The sequence below is a fragment of the Natrinema sp. LJW11 genome (genome assembly GCF_056135975.1).
Genome location: NZ_JBWBDM010000006.1, coordinates 124,492 through 139,490, shown reverse-complemented (window position 1 = coordinate 139,490; position 14,999 = coordinate 124,492). Strand labels below are relative to the sequence as shown.

The window sequence follows — 14,999 nt, the reverse complement described above, 5'->3', positions numbered from 1 at the left end:
AGCGGTCACTCGTTCAATCCGAGGCGCTCACGACCGGGTCCGGATCGGCGGTGATGGGGAGCAGGCCGACGTACTCGTCGAGATCGAGCGCGAACTCCCGCCCGGTCGGCGGCCGGACCCAGCGGAACTCGAACTCCGCACCGTGTTCCCCCCCGCCGTCGGTGACGGTGTGCGTCCACCGATCGCGGGGTTCGTGCACCGTCGCGTGGAAGAAGTGTCGCACGTACCGCTTCGGCGGCTCCTCGCGGCGCGTCCAGACGTCGGTCGTCAGGTGTCGGGTCCCGCTCAGCGTTCCGAGGCCGCTCTCCTCGAGGACCTCCCTGAACAGCGCCTCTCGCGGTGATTCGCCCGACTCGAGCGTCCCCTTCGGAATCTGCAGGCCGTCGTGTCCCGGTCCCTCGAATACCAGTAACTCGCCCGTTGCGCGAGTGATGTACGCGCACGCTTTCTGGACGTACGTGACGTCGGTCATGATACAGTGTGTCACATCGTTCCGACGTAAAAACCTAGCATAGGAGGTGTTAAAGGACAGTAAGGGGATTGTGCGCTCGGCTCGGGCGCGCGCTCGGTCCGTATTCCGCAGACGGGGACGCCACGACAGCGACGGCCGGGAAAACTGCACGCCGCTCCGCTCGAGCCGCAGTCGTGATTCGCGCGTACCGCTGCTGATCCGGGCGCGATCAGTTCGCGAAGTTTCGTTCGGCCACTGACCGTCCACAGATGGGACAGCCGTTCGCCAGCGTCGCCTCGCGCATCGAGTCCGTGAACGGAATCTCTCGATGACAGTCCGGACAGGTGAATTCGTGCGGTTTCATGTGTATAGTCGGTGTTCTCCGTGTATACTGTCGCTCCCGTTCGAGTTATGGAATTTACCCAGATATAGAGGGGGATATATAAGCGAGACGCCGATGGTTGCTATCGGCGTTGATCGCTTACGCTGGCGGTAAGCGGGGAGGATGCGAGAACGCCGTCTATCCGGTATCTTTCGGCTTCGAGGATACCCGTTCGATGCGCCCGAACGTGTTTACCGACTTCTGGTCGGCTTCGTCGTCGCGATCTTGCAGACGGACCCGGCACCATACCTTTAGTTTTGTTGACTGAATACACGGCAGCATGACCTGTCGGACGCTCCTCACCGGGGCCACCGGGACGCTGGGGACGGCGCTGTCCACTCGACTGATCGACGCGGGACACGAGGTCCGAGCGGCGAGTCGATCGCCGCCGATCCACGACGATGATGACGGGGCGGAATGGATAGCGATGGATCTGGCTGACGGAACGGGGATCCGCGAGGCCGTCGCGGACATCGACGTGATCGTCCACGCGGCCAGCGCGCCCCGCGGCGACAGCGAGGCCGTCGACGTCCGCGGCACCGAGCGGCTGCTCGAGGCGGCCGCCGACGCCGGCGTGTCGAACGTCGTGTACGTCTCGATCGTCGGCATCGACGAAATCCCGTACTCCTACTACGAGCACAAACTGGCGGCCGAGCGGGCCGTCGACGCGAGCGAGGTTTCGTCGACGATCTGCCGCATCACGATGTTCCACGAGTTCGTCGGCGACTTATTCGAGGCCGCATCGTGGCTCCCGGTCTGGCCGCTCCCCACCGAGATTCCACTCCAGCCGATCGCCGTCGGGGAGGCCGCGGACGCGATTGTCGAGCGCGCGACGACTGAACCGGCCGGTCGCGTCCCCGATATCGGCGGTCCCGAGGTGCGAACCGTCGGCGACCTCGCGCGGGCCTACCGCGACGCGAGGGGGCTCCGCCGGCCGATCGTTCGCCTTCCGATTCCCGGAAAGACGGCCGCCGCGTTTCGAGCCGGCGGGGCGATCCGTCCGGACCGGACCGTCGGAACGGTGACGTGGGACGAGTGGGTCGCGGCCCGGTACGACTGATCGTTGCGCTCGTCCGCCGCAATTACCATAGATTCGCCGCGACGAACGCGATCTGGACGAGTACGAGCGACGCCAGGGCCGCCAGAACACACAGTTCGTAGTAGCCTCGGCGGTGGTCGAACTCCGACGTGCCCTCGAGGACGGTTCCGAGAGCTCGCAGGCCTATGTAGGTCACTGTCACGATAGCCGGAAAGACAGCCAGCGCGATGACCGTCGGTGCATACTCCGGACCGTAGTACGTCCCGATACTCCAGCGAATGCGAACGCTATCCTCCAGCACCCGGGCGGACGCGACACTCACTGCGGCGCTCGCGAGTACGACCAGCAATCCGCCGACCGCCGTCGGTCGAAGCCGGCCGCCAGCGCGACTCGAGCACAGTGTTGCTAGCCGCGTCGCGACGCGGCGGAGTCGTTCGACCGTACCTGAGCGATGAGGCGATGTCATCGTCCGTTCACCAACGGAGTGGGGAAAGAAAACGGCCGGCACGACTGCAGCCGCTGCAGCGGCGAAAACCCCTTTATGTCCGTTCTCTGTACACTCCCTAACCGTGAGTGAGGAGCCGGACGTCGAAACGATCGGGGCCCTGCTCGAGGACCCGACGGTGCGAACGATCCTCACCCAGACGAGTCAGGAACCCATGACAGCGAACACGTTGAGCGATCACTGCGACGCGTCCAAACCCACGGTGTATCGGCGGCTGGAAGACCTCCGCGACTGTGGCCTCCTCGTCGAGCGGACGAAACCCGATCCGGTGGGCGGACACCACCGGACCGTCTACGCGACGAATTTAGAGCGAATCACGGTCGATCTCGAGGACGACGGGCTGACGGTCCGGATCGACCGCCGCGAGGACATCGCGGATCGGTTCACGGCGCTAATCGAGGGGATCTGACGTGCGACCGCTGCCGCTACAGCTCTGGGACGTTTCGCCATCACAGTGGCTCGTCACGTTCGTGCAGGCGACCGATATCCTGAGCGCCCTTATCGGCCTGTTTATCGCCTATCAGGCGTATCGAGGATACCGCCGAAACGACAGCCGGCCGATGCTGGTGATCGCCGTCGGCTTCCTCCTCGCTCTCGCAGTCCCCTTCCTGCTGGTCGTGCTCTACGTGTCGCTTCCCTTCCTCTCGGAGACGCTCGCCGCCGTTCTCAGCCAGCTCAGCCAAGTGTCGGGACTGCTGGCGATCCTCTACGCCCTCCGAATGCCGGCGTGAGCTGGTGATTTTGCCTTCGCTGCGGCGCGACGGACTACGAGTCGCCGTCTCGAGACCACCCGACGCGGACAGTTCAGGCTGAACGATTAAGCTGTGCCGGGATCTACCTCTGAAAATGGGCACGTTAAACGAAGAGATGGCCGACGTTCAGTCGGACGTCGACGACGTGCAAACCCAGCTCAGGGAGGACGTTCCGGAGTTCTTCGAGTTCGACGTCACTGTCGGAAACATCACGTACAACGCGAACACCAACAGCGTCTCCGTCACCGTCGAACCGAGCTCTCGAGCGCGAGAGCAGCTGTCGGACGAGCTCGGCGGCGTGACCGTCAAGACCGACGGGAAACTGGAGTTCGAATTCAGACTGACGGATTCCCCGTCCGAATCGGGATAAGCGAATTAGTCGGCCGTCGATGCTGCTCGAGCCGGCGGTCGGCCCGATCAGTCGGCCGCGAGCTTGTCAAGGCCGGCCGATTCGATGTCTTCGCCGTCGACCGACGAGCGCAGCGAGTCCATCCCGTCGTCGCGATCGATCTCGAAGTCGTTCTCGTAGAGTTCCGCGACACGAGCCAGCTCCTCGTCGGAGAGTTTCGGCACGTCGCTGGCGGCCGCCCACTCGTCGATGTCCGCCGTCGTCCGGAACGTCGGCGTGACGGTCGCGACGGAATCGTGGCTGAGGAGCCACGCGATCGACGCCTGCCCCATCGTTCGCTCGCCACCGCGATCCGCGCGCTCGAGGAATCGAAGCGCCTCGAGTTTCTCCCAGCCGGTCTCGTACCACTCCTCGGGTCGGAACCCGCGGTGGTCGCCCTCGCCGAGTTCGGTGTCGGGGGTGACCTGCTCGTTGAGGATCCCCGATGAGTGGGGGACGCGGGGGATGAGGCTGGTCGACGAGCCCGTGCGTTCGATCGTCTCGAGGAAGTGGTTGCCGACCTCCTGTTCGAGTACGTTCCAGACGAGCTGGACGGAGTCGAACTCCTCCTCGATCGCGAGGTCGCCTTCCGCGAGCCAGCCGATCGAGGGGCCGAGCGCGAGGCCGGTGGCGTCGATCAGCCCGTCCTCCTCGAGTTCGTCCAGCAACTCGAGGACGTCCGGCGTGATCTCGTCGACGTCGGCGTTGTGGAGCTGGAGCACGTCGATCGAGTCGATCCCGAGGCGCTCGAGGCTCTCGTGGACCGCGTCTCGCAGGTACTCCGGATCCATCTCTTTGGGGAGTTCGCCGTGGCCGGCCTGCGGGTTGTCGTAGAAGTCGTAGCCGACTTTGGTGGCGATCGTGACCTCGTCGCGAACGTTCGAGAGGGCCTCGCCGAGTAACTCCTCGCTCCGGCCGTGGCCGTAGACGTCGCCCGTGTCGAAGTACGTGATTCCCTGCTCGACGGCGTACCGGACCATCTCGATGGCGTCGTCCTCCGAGCGGTCGCCCCACCAGTCGGTCCCGACGACCCACGCGCCGAAGCCGACCTCGCTGACCTCGACGCCCGAGTCGCCCAGTTCGCTGTGTTGCATACTCCTCCTTCGAAGCGGGGGAACTTATATTGACCGCGAGGCGAATACCTCCGCCTTTACGTGATGAAGCCGGCACAGTGGGCGACCATCCACCGTTCGTCGTCCCGGCAAGATCTTCTACGCCAATCACTAAATTTAATACAGGTGTAAGGATACCTATCCTAAACACGGTCCAATGCTGGAGACGACCCGCACCTACGTCGCCAAAATCACGAACCACAGTCAGGTTCGTGATTATCTCGACCAGTGCGGGTTCTCCGCATCCAAACTGTGGAACGTTGGACGCTACTACATCCAAGAGCGGTGGGATGATGACGGCAAAATCCCTGATGAAGCCGAATTGAAATCAGAGTTGAAAGACCACGAACGCTATAGTGACTTACATTCTCAGTCAAGTCAGCGAGTTCTCGAAGAACTTGCTGAGGCGTTCAACGGGTGGTACAACTCCGACGACAGCAACAACCCACCGGGCTATCGGAAACGTAACAAACATCATCCGCGCTCCACTGTGACGTGGAGGCAGAACGGCATCAAGCACGATGAGAAACACAATCGCGTTCGACTCTCGAAGGGTTTCAACCTGAAAAAGAGTCGGTCGGACTTCATCCTCGCGGAGTACAAGACCCGTCCTGACGTACAGTTGGAGAACATCCAGCAAGTGCGGGCCGTCTGGAACGATGACGAGTGGGAACTTCACCTCGTCTGCAAGAAGGAAATCCCTGTCGAGGACGCGCCCGGTGACAAGACGGCGGGCATCGACCTCGGGATCAGTAACTATCTCGCTATCGACTACGAGGACGGCCCCTCGGAGTTATATCCGGGGAATACGCTAAAAGAGGACAAGCACTACTTCACCTGCGAGGAGTACCAGACCGAAGGCGAGAACGGCCCGTCAAAGTGGGCGTTGAAGACTCGTCGGAAACTCTCCCGGCGAAAAGACCACTTTCTCCATACTCTCTCGAAACACATCGTCCAACGGTGTGTCGAAGAAGGCGTGGAGAAAATCGCCGTGGGAGACCTCAGTGACATCCGAGAGAGCGACAATGGCGACTCACGGAACTGGGGTCGGTCGGGAAACAAGAAGTTGCACGGCTGGGAGTTCGACCGGTTCACGAACCTACTCGAATACAAGGCCGAGGAACACGTCATCCTCGTTGACCGCGTGGACGAGGAGAACACCTCGAAGACGTGTTCGTGTTGCGGGCAGATTCGAGACAGCAACCGCGTGGAACGTGGTTTGTACATCTGTGCATCGTGTGAGACACCGATGAATGCAGACGTGAACGGCGCAGTGAATATTCGGAGAAGGATAACTCAGAATCCTCCGACTGAGGATATGAGTAACGGCTGGTTGGCACAGCCCGGAGTCTTTCTGTTCGACCGCGAGAGCGGACGGTTCACACCGAGAGAACAGGGAGGCTGCAAACTCTAATATCCCAACGCTCGGGATTCCCCCGGCTTTAGCCGGGCGAGGATGTCAAGGTGAACGGAACGCTCGAGACGCCGCCCGAATCAGTTCGGCCGTGACCCCTCCGCAGGTCGAACTGGGAACTGTGGGTCCGCGTGTCGACCGCCGCGTCCGAGGCGACCCCGTCCCTTCGAGTCGAATCGCTCTTGGGTACTCGGCTGACACGTATGCGTATGGACGACCGCCGTTCCCGCACTTCCCGACGGAGTCTCCTCCTGCTGGCGGTTCTCGTCGGTATCGTTCCGCTGGGGCTCCTCGCTGCGAGAACGTTCGAGTTTCCGGGCGACCGAGTCACGGTCGGAGCGGTCGTGGTCGGCGTTCTCCTGTTCGTCGGCGCGCTCGCGCTCCCCGCGTTTCTCCTGGCCCGCTGGCAATCCGATAGAGAGTCCAGGTAACCCGCGTGCCAGTGGGTCCGGCAACCGCCGTCGGACAACCGAACCACTATCAACTCTGCGGGCAATAGCTCGGAGTATGACAAAGCGGTACGTGTCGCTCCCCGATGAGGCCGAAGCGGGGATGCGCGAGTTCATCGACGAGGTCGACCGACGGCTTGCGAGCGACGAAGACACCTGTTCCGTCGTCGAAGACGTCCTGATCGACCTCTCGGGCGACCGTGAAGCATACGACCGCTGGCAGGCCGGCGAGTCGGTCTCCACGGCCGAGCGCGTCCGCCTCCAGAGCTACGATCCCTGTAACACGACCCTCGAGAGCGAGTACTACGCCGAGAAGGACGAAGAGAGGTTCCGCCGCTCCAAGCACCTCCAGTGGCTCTGGCGGCAGTTCGACAGCCTTCCCATCGCGGATAACGTCGAGTTCGCGCTGCGGTTCCGGCGGATGCTCGCCGATCACCTCTTCGAGGACTGCGGGGACGACTGTCGCTTCTTCAAGGGAATCTCGTTCACCTACGGTCACAACATCACGATCGGCGACAACACCGTCGTCCACGACGACGTTCACCTCGACGATCGGGGAAAACTCACGATCGGCGACCGCGTGTCGATCTCCGACGGCGCCCACATCTACAGCCACGACCACGACGTCGTCGATCAGACCGAGGTCCGCAACTACCATACGATCATCGAGGACGACGTCCGACTCACCTACGATTCGATGGTTCAGGCGGGCAACAAGGTCGGTGAGAACGCGATCGTCGGCGCGCGCGGTGTCGTCCAGTACGACATCCCCGCCCACCACATCGCCGTCGGAATGCCCGCCCAGAGCGTCAAGATCAAACCCGGCTGGGAAGACGTCGCAACGCCCGTCGACGACGCCGGCACCAATCGGCAGGAACAGCGCCACCTCGAGTACGACCTCCCCGACGATTTCGCGGTCTTCGACGAGTTCGGTCGAAACCTGTAGCCCTCCTTTCAATTCCCCGTTCCGTGACTCTCTTCGCGTCGGAAATCGGGGAATATCCAAGTGCCTCGAGAACGTATCACATACCAATGGCGCTCTGGGGTTGGCTCATCGGCTACGTCGTGCTGTTCGCCCTGCTCCACTTGCTACTGTACTACATCTACGCCCGAAGTGACGAGGACGACGGCGAGCGAACGCCCTCGTTCGCCGGTCCGAACCGCCCGAGCGTTCGCTCCTCGCCGGGATCCGATCGGTACCCGAGGGCGACCGACGATATTGGAGACGCCGATCCGGAGTACGCCGACCCTGACCACGAAATCGAGGGGGAGACGATTCGTTGTCCCCACTGTGGTGCACCCAACGAGGCCGATCAGACGTTCACGTACTGTTGGAACTGTATCTCGGGGCTTCGGCAGTGACCGTCGCCGACAGGCGTTCACTGATCGAATCGGCCGTCCGACCGACGGCCGGATTCGTCCGGTGGTCCGACTGAGACGGTCTGCTGTCAGTCAGTTTTGCCGCGACTGCAACCGGCCTGCGGTCGCGCCGGTAGATCGGTACAGCGAACCGTATGACGCACTGCGACTGTCAACTCACGGTTCGTTCAGACCGTTGTGAGAGTATCCGCTACTAGCTACTACTGGCCGGTATCAAGCGGTTCGTGGGGCAATAAACGATTACGCTTTTGGTCTTCAGACCGAGACGAGAAGGGGACGACAGTAATGACAGGATACGCTCCCCGCGCCGCGCAGTCTCGCTCTCCCGCCCTGTATCGCGCCGCTCACGACCCCGACGGCCCGGCGACCCTGAGCACGACCGTAATCCACGCACTGGCCGACTGTCTGGGCGTCGACGTGACCGACAGCCGCGTCTCGCTGTCCGATACCGTCGACCCCGACGCACTGGACGCGCTCTTCCGACCGCGCTACGACGGCACCCCCCGCGCCGGCGGCACGCTCTCGTTCGTCGTCAACGGTCATCACGTTCGGGTCCGCAGCGACGGCGAGATTCTCATCGAACCGCCCGCCCGTCGCTGAGACGACCGTCGAAACCCGCCACTCTCAGGCGACCCGTACCACGAAACCCGACCGCTCTTACGCCGACAGCTCCGCCGCGAGGCGCTCGAGGTGATCGACGCCGACGACGGCGACGGCGTCGCCCGGCTCCGATCGAATCGTCTCGAGGCGATCGACCATACACCCTTCGCGCGTGTCATCGCGGTACGACAACGCGCTGCCCTCCGTCTCGACGCTGCCCAACAGCGCCTGAACGCCGGCGACGTGCGAGCGCTCGTGCGCAGCCTGTCGGTCCGGCGGTTCCTCGGGGTCGATGTCGTACTCGACCCGTTCGCCGGGGACGACCGTCATCGACGTGGCGTGGGTCAGCGTCGCGGCCACCCGACAGGCGAGCGCCTCGCGGGTCGCGCCGCCGACGCTCGAGATGACGCGCCGGGCCGTCCCGGGCGAGACGCGATCGGCGACCAGCCGCGCGACCAGTCGGCGGCAGAACGACCAGTTGGGGGCGTCGATGCCGACGGGGGTCGCGTCGGGTGCGGCGCGGATCGCCGCGCTCATCTCGCCGCCAAAGCGTGGCGGCGTCGGGTCGTCGGCGTCGCCGTCGCGGGCATAAATGCGATACAGGGGCATCGCGACGGGCGGTAACTCGAGTGCGAGCGTTGCCGGTTCGACGCGCTCGAGAACGCGTTCGACGCGCGCGATACTCGCGGGATGGTCGTGGACGACGCCCAGCAACACCAGATCGCCGGTCGAGTCGACGAGCCGGCGGCAGAACTGGGGGGTAACTCGGGGGTCATCGAACGATTCGGAAAAGGACGGGGACTCGTCCATTGCTCGAGTGGTAATACGTGACTACCGGCATAACCCTTCTGTTGTCTTGACTCGAAACCGAGTCATGATTGTAGGGGCGGGCGATACCGTTCCGAGAACCGTTTCAGGCGTTCAAAACGGAATTACTAGAGACGGTCTCGAAACCGATTTCGCTCGCCGATCCGTCCGCCGAGGCCGGAGAGAACCTCGCGAGCGTGCAGATCGATGCAGTCGACCCAGCCCGCTACTAATATAAAACACCGCATCGGCCATCGAATGGGAACGATTGACGATCGTATTCCGTCGAAGTAAACCGTGGCCATCGTCCCCCACTGCTGCGTTTTTTCTCGTCTGGTGACCGTCTCGGCCGTCGTCGTCGCTCGCGGCCATTGGAAAAGGCTTATATAGAATCACAAACAATCATCCGCTCGACTATGAGTCAGCGAATGCAGCAGGGTCAGCCGATGATCGTAATGAGCGAGGACTCCCAGCGCGTCAAGGACAAGGACGCGCAGGATTACAACATCAGCGCCGCCCGCGCGGTCGCTGAAGCCGTCCAGTCCACGCTCGGTCCGAAGGGAATGGACAAGATGCTCGTCGACTCCATGGGATCGGTGACGATCACCAACGACGGCGTCACCATCCTCAAGGAGATGGACATCGACAACCCGACGGCCGAAATGATCATCGAGGTCGCCGAGACCCAGGAAGACGAGGCCGGCGACGGTACCACGACGGCCGTCGCGATCGCCGGCGAACTCCTCAAGAACGCCGAGGACCTCCTCGAGCAGGACATTCACCCGACGGCGATCATCAAGGGCTTCCACCTCGCCAGCGAGCAGGCTCGCGAGGAGATCGACGACATCGCGACCGACATCGACACCAGCGACGAGGACCTCCTCCGGAAGACAGCCGAAACATCGATGACCGGCAAGGGTACCGAGGTCAACAAGGAGCACCTCGCCCAGCTGATCGTCGAGGCCATCCGACAGGTCACCGTCGAGGACAACGAGGGCAACAACGTCGTCGACCTCGAGTTCCTCAACATCGAAACCCAGACCGGCCGCAGCGCCGGCGAGTCCGACCTCCTCGAGGGCGGCATCATCGACAAGGACCCCGTCCACGACAACATGCCCACCGAGGCGACGGACGCGGACATCCTGCTGCTGAACGAGGCCATCGAGGTCGAAGAGGCCGACGTCGACACCGAGGTCTCCGTCACCGACCCAGACCAGCTCCAGAAGTTCCTCGACCGCGAGGAGAAACAGCTGAAAGACAAGGTCCAGCGCATCGTCGACCTCGGCGCGGACGTCGTCTTCTGCCAGAAGGGCATCGACGACCTCGCCCAGCACTACCTCGCCAAGGAGGGCATCCTCGCAGTGCGCCGCGCCAAGAAGAGCGACCTGGAATTCCTGCAGGAGGTCGTCGGCGCGTCGATCGTCTCCGACCTCGAGAGCGCGACCGCCGAGGACCTCGGCTTCGGTGACGTCACGCGCGACGACGAGGACGAACTGTTCTACGTCGAGGGCGAGGACGCCCACGGCGTCACCCTCCTCCTTCGCGGCTCGACCGACCACGTCGTCGACGAACTCGAGCGCGGCGTCAACGACGCGCTCGACGTCGTCGCACAGACCGTCTCCGACGGCCGCGTCCTCGCGGGCGGCGGTGCGATCGAGGTCGAACTCGCCTCGCGTCTGCGCGACTTCGCCGACTCCGTCTCCGGCCGCGAGCAGCTGGCCGTCGAGGCGTTCGCCGACTCGCTCGAGCTCGTCCCGCGCGTCCTCGCCGGGAACGCGGGTCTCGACTCGATCGACACGCTGGTCGACCTGCGCGCGGCCCACGACGACGGCCAGATCACGGCCGGTCTGAACGTCTTCTCGGGCGACGTCGAGGACACGTTCGAAGCCGGCGTCGTCGAACCGGCCCACGCCAAGGAACAGGCCGTCACCTCCGCCGCCGAAGCGGCCAACCTCGTGCTCAAAATCGACGACATCATCTCCGCCGGCGATCTGTCGACCGACAAGGGCGACGACGAAGGCGGCCCCGGCGGTGCGCCCGGCGGCATGGGCGGCATGGGCGGCGGCATGGGCGGCATGATGTGAGGGAGGTTCGGAGGCCGTAGGCCGAGAACCTCCGAATACGAGCGGGGAACGAAGTGACCCGCGATGTAGAACTAAATTTTGCTCTGCGGGCCAGCGAAGCTGGCCCTCGGCAAAATTTAGTATAAAAGCACTCCTCTTTCCTCTCCGCTCGTTTCACTCGCTCCGAGTCAGTCGTCGGCCCGCTCGCTCACTCCGTTCGCTCGCGGTGAGTAAGCTGATGGCACCGCGACTCCAGAAGATGCACTGTCAGAAAGCGACCGTCCGATTACTCGTCCTCGTCGACCTCGAGATCGAACTGTTCGTTCTCGCTCACGGCGTTGAGGACGACGCTGGTGTTCGAGGCCTTGATATCGGGGTCGGTCAGCAGCTGTTTGATCTGGTCGTTCATGCCGTCGGTGTCTTCGAACTTGCCGATGGCGATCACGTCGTAGTCGCCGGTGACTTCGTAGACGCTGGTCATCTGGCGGTGGTCGCGCAGCGTTTCCGTCACGTCGGGCAGCGCGTTCCCCTCGACTTGCAACTGGATGACGGCGGTCACGTCGAACCCGGCCGCGCCGTAATCGACGCGGGGGGTGTAGCCCTGGATGACGCCCTCGTCCTCCAGCGTGGAGAGGTGATTCGAGACGGTCGTCACCGAGACGTCGAGTTCTTCGGCGAGGCTTCGCAGACTCGCTCGGCCGTCGCCGAGGAGTGAATTCACTAGTTTTGCGTCGAGATTTTCGTACGTCATCACATCTACCCACTCAGTGAGGCCTTTAGAACTTTACGAATATACAGTTTGGGCGGAGAGAGCGAAGATTTGCTTAGAACAGCAGTGTTTTAATAGGCGGGTTCCGAGGATACGACCACGAGAACAATGACAAGCGGCAACCTCACTGACACCGAACAGGCGGTACTCGACGAGATCGAGGAACAAGACGTCGATTTCCTCCGACTGCAGTTTACCGACATTCTGGGAACGGTCAAGAACGTCTCCGTGCCGGCTCGACAGGCCGAGAAGGCGTTCGCCGAAGGAATCTATTTCGACGGATCGTCCATCGAAGGCTTCGTTCGCATTCAGGAGTCGGACATGCGGCTCAAGCCCGATCCGGACACGTTCGCGGTTCTCCCGTGGCGCCAGAAAGAGGAGAGCGCGGCCGCCCGAATGATCTGTGACGTCTACGACACCTACACGGGCGAGCCCTTCGAGGGCGACCCGCGCCGCGTCCTTAAAAACGCGCTCGACCGCGCCAACGAGATGGGCTATACGGTCAACGCCGCGCCCGAACCGGAGTTCTTCCTCTTCGAAGAAGACGAAGCGGGTCGCGCGACGACGAAGACGAACGACGCCGGCGGCTACTTCGACCTCGCGCCGAAAGACCTCGCGAGCGACGTTCGCCGCGACATCATCTACGGCCTCGAGAGCATGGGCTTCGAGGTCGAGGCGAGCCACCACGAGGTCGCCGAGGGCCAACACGAGATCAACTTCACCTACGACGACGCCCTGACGACGGCCGACAACGTCGGTACCTTCCGCACCGTCGTCCGCGCGATCGCCGCCCAGCACGACCTCCACGCGACGTTCATGCCCAAGCCGATTCCGCGAATCAACGGCTCGGGCATGCACACGCACCTCTCCCTGTTCACCGAGGACGGCGAGAACGCGTTCCACGACGACGACGACGAGTTCAACCTGAGCGACGAAGCCCACGCGTTCACCGCCGGCATCCTCGAGCACGCGCCGGCGATCACGGCGATCGCGAACCCGACGGTTAACAGCTACAAGCGCCTGGTGCCGGGCTACGAGGCGCCGGTTTACGTCGCCTGGTCCGACCGCAACCGCTCGGCGCTGATCCGCAAGCCGGCCGCGCGAACGCCCGCGGCTTCGCGCGTCGAACTGCGCTCGCCCGACCCCTCTTGTAACGCCTACCTCGCGCTCGCCGTCATGATCCACGCCGGTCTCGACGGGATCGAGAAGGATCTCGACTGTCCCGACCCGGTTCGCGAGAACATCTACGACTTCGACGAGGAGAAACGCGAGGAGTACGGCATCGACACGCTGCCGGCGAACCTCGGCGAGGCCGTCGACGCCCTCGAGGAGGACGACGCGATCTACAACGCGCTCGGCGACCACGTCAGTTCCAAGTTCGTCGAGGCCAAGCGCCAGGAGTTCGAGGACTACCTCGTCGACGTCTCCGAGTGGGAACTCGACCGCTATCTCGAGACGTTCTGAGGCGCCTCTCCGCTCTCGTCGGTTCGGTTGTCGCTTTGCGTCGCGTTTTCAGTAGCAATGAGAGTCGTCGGGTGGCCGCTCAGGCGAGGGCGACGAGGTTGCCGAACTCGTCACCGTAAACGAGTCGATCGTCGGCGATGGCGACCGACGTTTGCACCGAGTAGTCGCCCTGAAAACGCCACTGTTCTACGCCTGTCTCGCGGCCGTACGCGAACACGTTCGCCTCACGAGTCCCCAGGTAGACTCGCTCGGCGCCCACAGTGAAGTTGTCCGGGCTTCCCTGCGGTTCTTCGGCGGTCCAGCGGTACTCCTGGGTCTCGGTATCGATCGCTTTGAGCGGGTAGCTCGCAGTGTACGCAACGCCATCGCTGACGGCGACCGTCTCCCCCCCGCCGGTTCTGTCCGTCCACTTCGTGGTACCGTCGACGGCGTCCAGGGCGTAGAGTTTGCCATCGCCCCACCCGAGATACACCACTCCGTCGACGACGGTCGGACTGGGGATGCCGCCCTGGGTCGAGAGAAACTCCTGCCAGCGCGGTTCCCCGTCGGTCCCGACGGCGTAGATATTGCCGTCGGAACTCGTGAAGTAGACGGTATCGTCGGTAACCCGGGGTGTCGACGCGACCGGTCCGGCGGTCCGGACCTGCCACTGTTGCGTTCCGTCCGCCGCCGAGAGTGCGAGCAGGCGGTCCGACGTCGGGACGTAGAGGGTACCGTCGGCGACGGTGAGTCCGCCGCGGATCTCGTTTTCGAGCGTCGTCGTCCAATAGGAGTCACCGGACGTCCTGTCGAGTGCTGCGACGGTGCGTGCGCTACCGACGAAAGCTGTTTCCGAGACGACGGCGACCGGAAAACTGTACGCGCCGCCAGTTTCGAAGGTCCACAGTTTCTCACCCGACGACAGGGAAGCGGCGTAGAGTCGGCCGTCCCAACTGCCCGCCAGAACGGTGTCGCCGGCGATCACTGGGTCGCCCCACAGCTCGTCCGCTGCAGTCACGGTCCACGCGACCGTCGGCTCCGCAGTGGGCCCCGCGGCCGTCCCGTGACCTGTCCCGGTGTTTGCCGAATCCCCCTGAAACGAGCGCCATGCACCGTCGATGGCAGGTATCTCGTCGGACGCGTTCGAATCGTCCGACGATGTGGGCTCGTCGCTGTCGGATCCGAGACAACCCGAAAGTGCGATAGACGCGCCGACCGCCTGCAGTAGTTGTCGTCGTTTCATACCGGTTGTTTCGTATACTTGTCACGATAACGTCCCTTAAACTTTCCCAATCGAGCGACAAAGTCGCGGTATCGGGCGCCGAATACCGCTGTCCAACCGGACCGGACTCTTCGCCATACACGGCGGGAAGACGAATTCGTAACTTCTTAATTCACACCCGCATCGGAACGGAAGTGCCCGCCGTCAACATCGACACCGTCGC

The 14,999-nt window shown here is 63.3% G+C and carries 18 protein-coding genes; 11 read left to right on the top strand and 7 right to left on the bottom strand.

Annotation, left to right across the window (positions count from 1 at the left end):
* Window positions 1–13: 13 nt before the first annotated feature.
* Together AC0QDI_RS16740 and AC0QDI_RS16735 are read right to left on the bottom strand one after the other, a co-directional pair.
* Window positions 14–472 (bottom strand): NUDIX hydrolase, encoded by a 459-nt coding sequence (locus tag AC0QDI_RS16740; protein WP_474670184.1) that lies wholly within the window; start codon window positions 470–472, stop codon window positions 14–16.
* A gap of 208 nt (window positions 473–680) precedes the next feature.
* Entirely contained in the window at window positions 681–815 is a 135-nt protein-coding gene (locus AC0QDI_RS16735) for a DUF7560 family zinc ribbon protein (protein WP_474670182.1), read from the bottom strand.
* A gap of 298 nt (window positions 816–1,113) precedes the next feature.
* Here AC0QDI_RS16735 and AC0QDI_RS16730 point away from each other — a divergent pair, with 298 nt between their 5' ends.
* Window positions 1,114–1,893, top strand: a complete 780-nt coding sequence (locus AC0QDI_RS16730) for an SDR family oxidoreductase (protein ID WP_474670180.1) — start codon at window positions 1,114–1,116, stop codon at window positions 1,891–1,893.
* 22 nt (window positions 1,894–1,915) lie between these two features.
* Here AC0QDI_RS16730 and AC0QDI_RS16725 read toward each other — a convergent pair whose 3' ends face one another.
* Window positions 1,916–2,338: a hypothetical protein gene (locus tag AC0QDI_RS16725; protein ID WP_474670178.1), complete on the bottom strand. Its 423-nt coding sequence runs from the start codon at window positions 2,336–2,338 to the stop codon at window positions 1,916–1,918.
* Between the two features lie 103 nt (window positions 2,339–2,441).
* Here AC0QDI_RS16725 and AC0QDI_RS16720 point away from each other — a divergent pair, with 103 nt between their 5' ends.
* The 3 genes from AC0QDI_RS16720 to AC0QDI_RS16710 all read left to right on the top strand — a co-directional run bounded on the left by AC0QDI_RS16720 (window position 2,442) and on the right by AC0QDI_RS16710 (window position 3,499).
* Window positions 2,442–2,786 (top strand): helix-turn-helix domain-containing protein, encoded by a 345-nt coding sequence (locus tag AC0QDI_RS16720; RefSeq protein WP_474670176.1) that lies wholly within the window; start codon window positions 2,442–2,444, stop codon window positions 2,784–2,786.
* Between the two features lies 1 nt (window position 2,787).
* Entirely contained in the window at window positions 2,788–3,108 is a 321-nt protein-coding gene (locus AC0QDI_RS16715; protein WP_474670174.1) for a DUF7521 family protein, read from the top strand.
* Window positions 3,109–3,223: 115 nt separating this feature from the next.
* A complete protein-coding gene (locus AC0QDI_RS16710; RefSeq protein ID WP_474670172.1) occupies window positions 3,224–3,499 on the top strand; it encodes a hypothetical protein in 276 nt (91 codons plus the stop codon).
* Window positions 3,500–3,546: 47 nt separating this feature from the next.
* On the opposite strand, the gene AC0QDI_RS16705 is transcribed toward AC0QDI_RS16710, so the two are convergent.
* Window positions 3,547–4,611, bottom strand: coding sequence for an aldo/keto reductase (locus AC0QDI_RS16705; RefSeq protein WP_474670170.1), 1,065 nt, complete (start codon window positions 4,609–4,611; stop codon window positions 3,547–3,549).
* A gap of 175 nt (window positions 4,612–4,786) precedes the next feature.
* Here AC0QDI_RS16705 and AC0QDI_RS16700 point away from each other — a divergent pair, with 175 nt between their 5' ends.
* From AC0QDI_RS16700 to AC0QDI_RS16680, 5 genes are all read left to right on the top strand, one after another.
* Window positions 4,787–6,043, top strand: a complete 1,257-nt coding sequence (locus AC0QDI_RS16700) for an RNA-guided endonuclease InsQ/TnpB family protein (protein ID WP_474670168.1) — start codon at window positions 4,787–4,789, stop codon at window positions 6,041–6,043.
* 209 nt (window positions 6,044–6,252) lie between these two features.
* A complete protein-coding gene (locus tag AC0QDI_RS16695; protein ID WP_474670166.1) occupies window positions 6,253–6,474 on the top strand; it encodes a hypothetical protein in 222 nt (73 codons plus the stop codon).
* Window positions 6,475–6,550: 76 nt separating this feature from the next.
* Window positions 6,551–7,438 (top strand): acyltransferase, encoded by an 888-nt coding sequence (locus AC0QDI_RS16690; RefSeq protein WP_474670164.1) that lies wholly within the window; start codon window positions 6,551–6,553, stop codon window positions 7,436–7,438.
* Window positions 7,439–7,524: 86 nt separating this feature from the next.
* Window positions 7,525–7,854, top strand: coding sequence for a DUF7577 domain-containing protein (locus AC0QDI_RS16685; RefSeq protein WP_474670163.1), 330 nt, complete (start codon window positions 7,525–7,527; stop codon window positions 7,852–7,854).
* 303 nt (window positions 7,855–8,157) lie between these two features.
* The gene (locus AC0QDI_RS16680) at window positions 8,158–8,472 is read left to right on the top strand and encodes a HalOD1 output domain-containing protein (protein WP_474670161.1); all 315 of its coding nucleotides are present in this window, start codon (window positions 8,158–8,160) and stop codon (window positions 8,470–8,472) included.
* A gap of 57 nt (window positions 8,473–8,529) precedes the next feature.
* On the opposite strand, the gene AC0QDI_RS16675 is transcribed toward AC0QDI_RS16680, so the two are convergent.
* On the bottom strand, window positions 8,530–9,282 hold the full coding sequence (locus AC0QDI_RS16675) for a hypothetical protein (protein ID WP_474670159.1): 753 nt from the start codon (window positions 9,280–9,282) through the stop codon (window positions 8,530–8,532).
* Window positions 9,283–9,695: 413 nt separating this feature from the next.
* Between AC0QDI_RS16675 and thsB the strand changes: the two genes are divergently transcribed.
* Window positions 9,696–11,363, top strand: a complete 1,668-nt coding sequence (gene thsB / locus AC0QDI_RS16670) for a thermosome subunit beta (protein WP_474670157.1) — start codon at window positions 9,696–9,698, stop codon at window positions 11,361–11,363.
* A gap of 265 nt (window positions 11,364–11,628) precedes the next feature.
* Here the strand turns inward: thsB and lrp are convergent, their stop codons facing one another.
* Entirely contained in the window at window positions 11,629–12,093 is a 465-nt protein-coding gene (gene lrp, locus AC0QDI_RS16665) for an HTH-type transcriptional regulator Lrp (RefSeq protein WP_474670155.1), read from the bottom strand.
* Between the two features lie 126 nt (window positions 12,094–12,219).
* Here lrp and glnA point away from each other — a divergent pair, with 126 nt between their 5' ends.
* Window positions 12,220–13,575, top strand: coding sequence for a type I glutamate--ammonia ligase (gene glnA / locus AC0QDI_RS16660; protein ID WP_474670153.1), 1,356 nt, complete (start codon window positions 12,220–12,222; stop codon window positions 13,573–13,575).
* Between the two features lie 79 nt (window positions 13,576–13,654).
* Here glnA and AC0QDI_RS16655 read toward each other — a convergent pair whose 3' ends face one another.
* Window positions 13,655–14,797 carry an outer membrane protein assembly factor BamB family protein gene (locus AC0QDI_RS16655; protein ID WP_474670151.1) on the bottom strand — a complete coding sequence of 381 codons (1,143 nt, stop codon included), beginning with the start codon at window positions 14,795–14,797 and terminating at the stop codon, window positions 13,655–13,657.
* Between the last annotated feature and the right edge of the window lie 202 nt (window positions 14,798–14,999).

Bases quoted from the DNA above. Each gene is read 5' to 3' on its own strand.
- AC0QDI_RS16675 (WP_474670159.1), bottom strand. From the start codon at position 9,282: ATGGACGAGTCCCCGTCCTTTTCCGAATCGTTCGATGACCCCCGAGTT.
- AC0QDI_RS16695 (WP_474670166.1), top strand. From the start codon at position 6,253: ATGGACGACCGCCGTTCCCGCACTTCCCGACGGAGTCTCCTCCTGCTG.
- AC0QDI_RS16730 (WP_474670180.1), top strand. From the start codon at position 1,114: ATGACCTGTCGGACGCTCCTCACCGGGGCCACCGGGACGCTGGGGACG.
- thsB (WP_474670157.1), top strand. From the start codon at position 9,696: ATGAGTCAGCGAATGCAGCAGGGTCAGCCGATGATCGTAATGAGCGAG.
- AC0QDI_RS16725 (WP_474670178.1), bottom strand. From the start codon at position 2,338: ATGACATCGCCTCATCGCTCAGGTACGGTCGAACGACTCCGCCGCGTC.
- AC0QDI_RS16705 (WP_474670170.1), bottom strand. From the start codon at position 4,611: ATGCAACACAGCGAACTGGGCGACTCGGGCGTCGAGGTCAGCGAGGTC.
- glnA (WP_474670153.1), top strand. From the start codon at position 12,220: ATGACAAGCGGCAACCTCACTGACACCGAACAGGCGGTACTCGACGAG.
- AC0QDI_RS16690 (WP_474670164.1), top strand. From the start codon at position 6,551: ATGACAAAGCGGTACGTGTCGCTCCCCGATGAGGCCGAAGCGGGGATG.
- AC0QDI_RS16735 (WP_474670182.1), bottom strand. From the start codon at position 815: ATGAAACCGCACGAATTCACCTGTCCGGACTGTCATCGAGAGATTCCG.
- AC0QDI_RS16710 (WP_474670172.1), top strand. From the start codon at position 3,224: ATGGGCACGTTAAACGAAGAGATGGCCGACGTTCAGTCGGACGTCGAC.
- AC0QDI_RS16655 (WP_474670151.1), bottom strand. From the start codon at position 14,797: ATGAAACGACGACAACTACTGCAGGCGGTCGGCGCGTCTATCGCACTT.
- AC0QDI_RS16680 (WP_474670161.1), top strand. From the start codon at position 8,158: ATGACAGGATACGCTCCCCGCGCCGCGCAGTCTCGCTCTCCCGCCCTG.
- AC0QDI_RS16700 (WP_474670168.1), top strand. From the start codon at position 4,787: ATGCTGGAGACGACCCGCACCTACGTCGCCAAAATCACGAACCACAGT.
- AC0QDI_RS16740 (WP_474670184.1), bottom strand. From the start codon at position 472: ATGACCGACGTCACGTACGTCCAGAAAGCGTGCGCGTACATCACTCGC.
- AC0QDI_RS16685 (WP_474670163.1), top strand. From the start codon at position 7,525: ATGGCGCTCTGGGGTTGGCTCATCGGCTACGTCGTGCTGTTCGCCCTG.
- lrp (WP_474670155.1), bottom strand. From the start codon at position 12,093: ATGACGTACGAAAATCTCGACGCAAAACTAGTGAATTCACTCCTCGGC.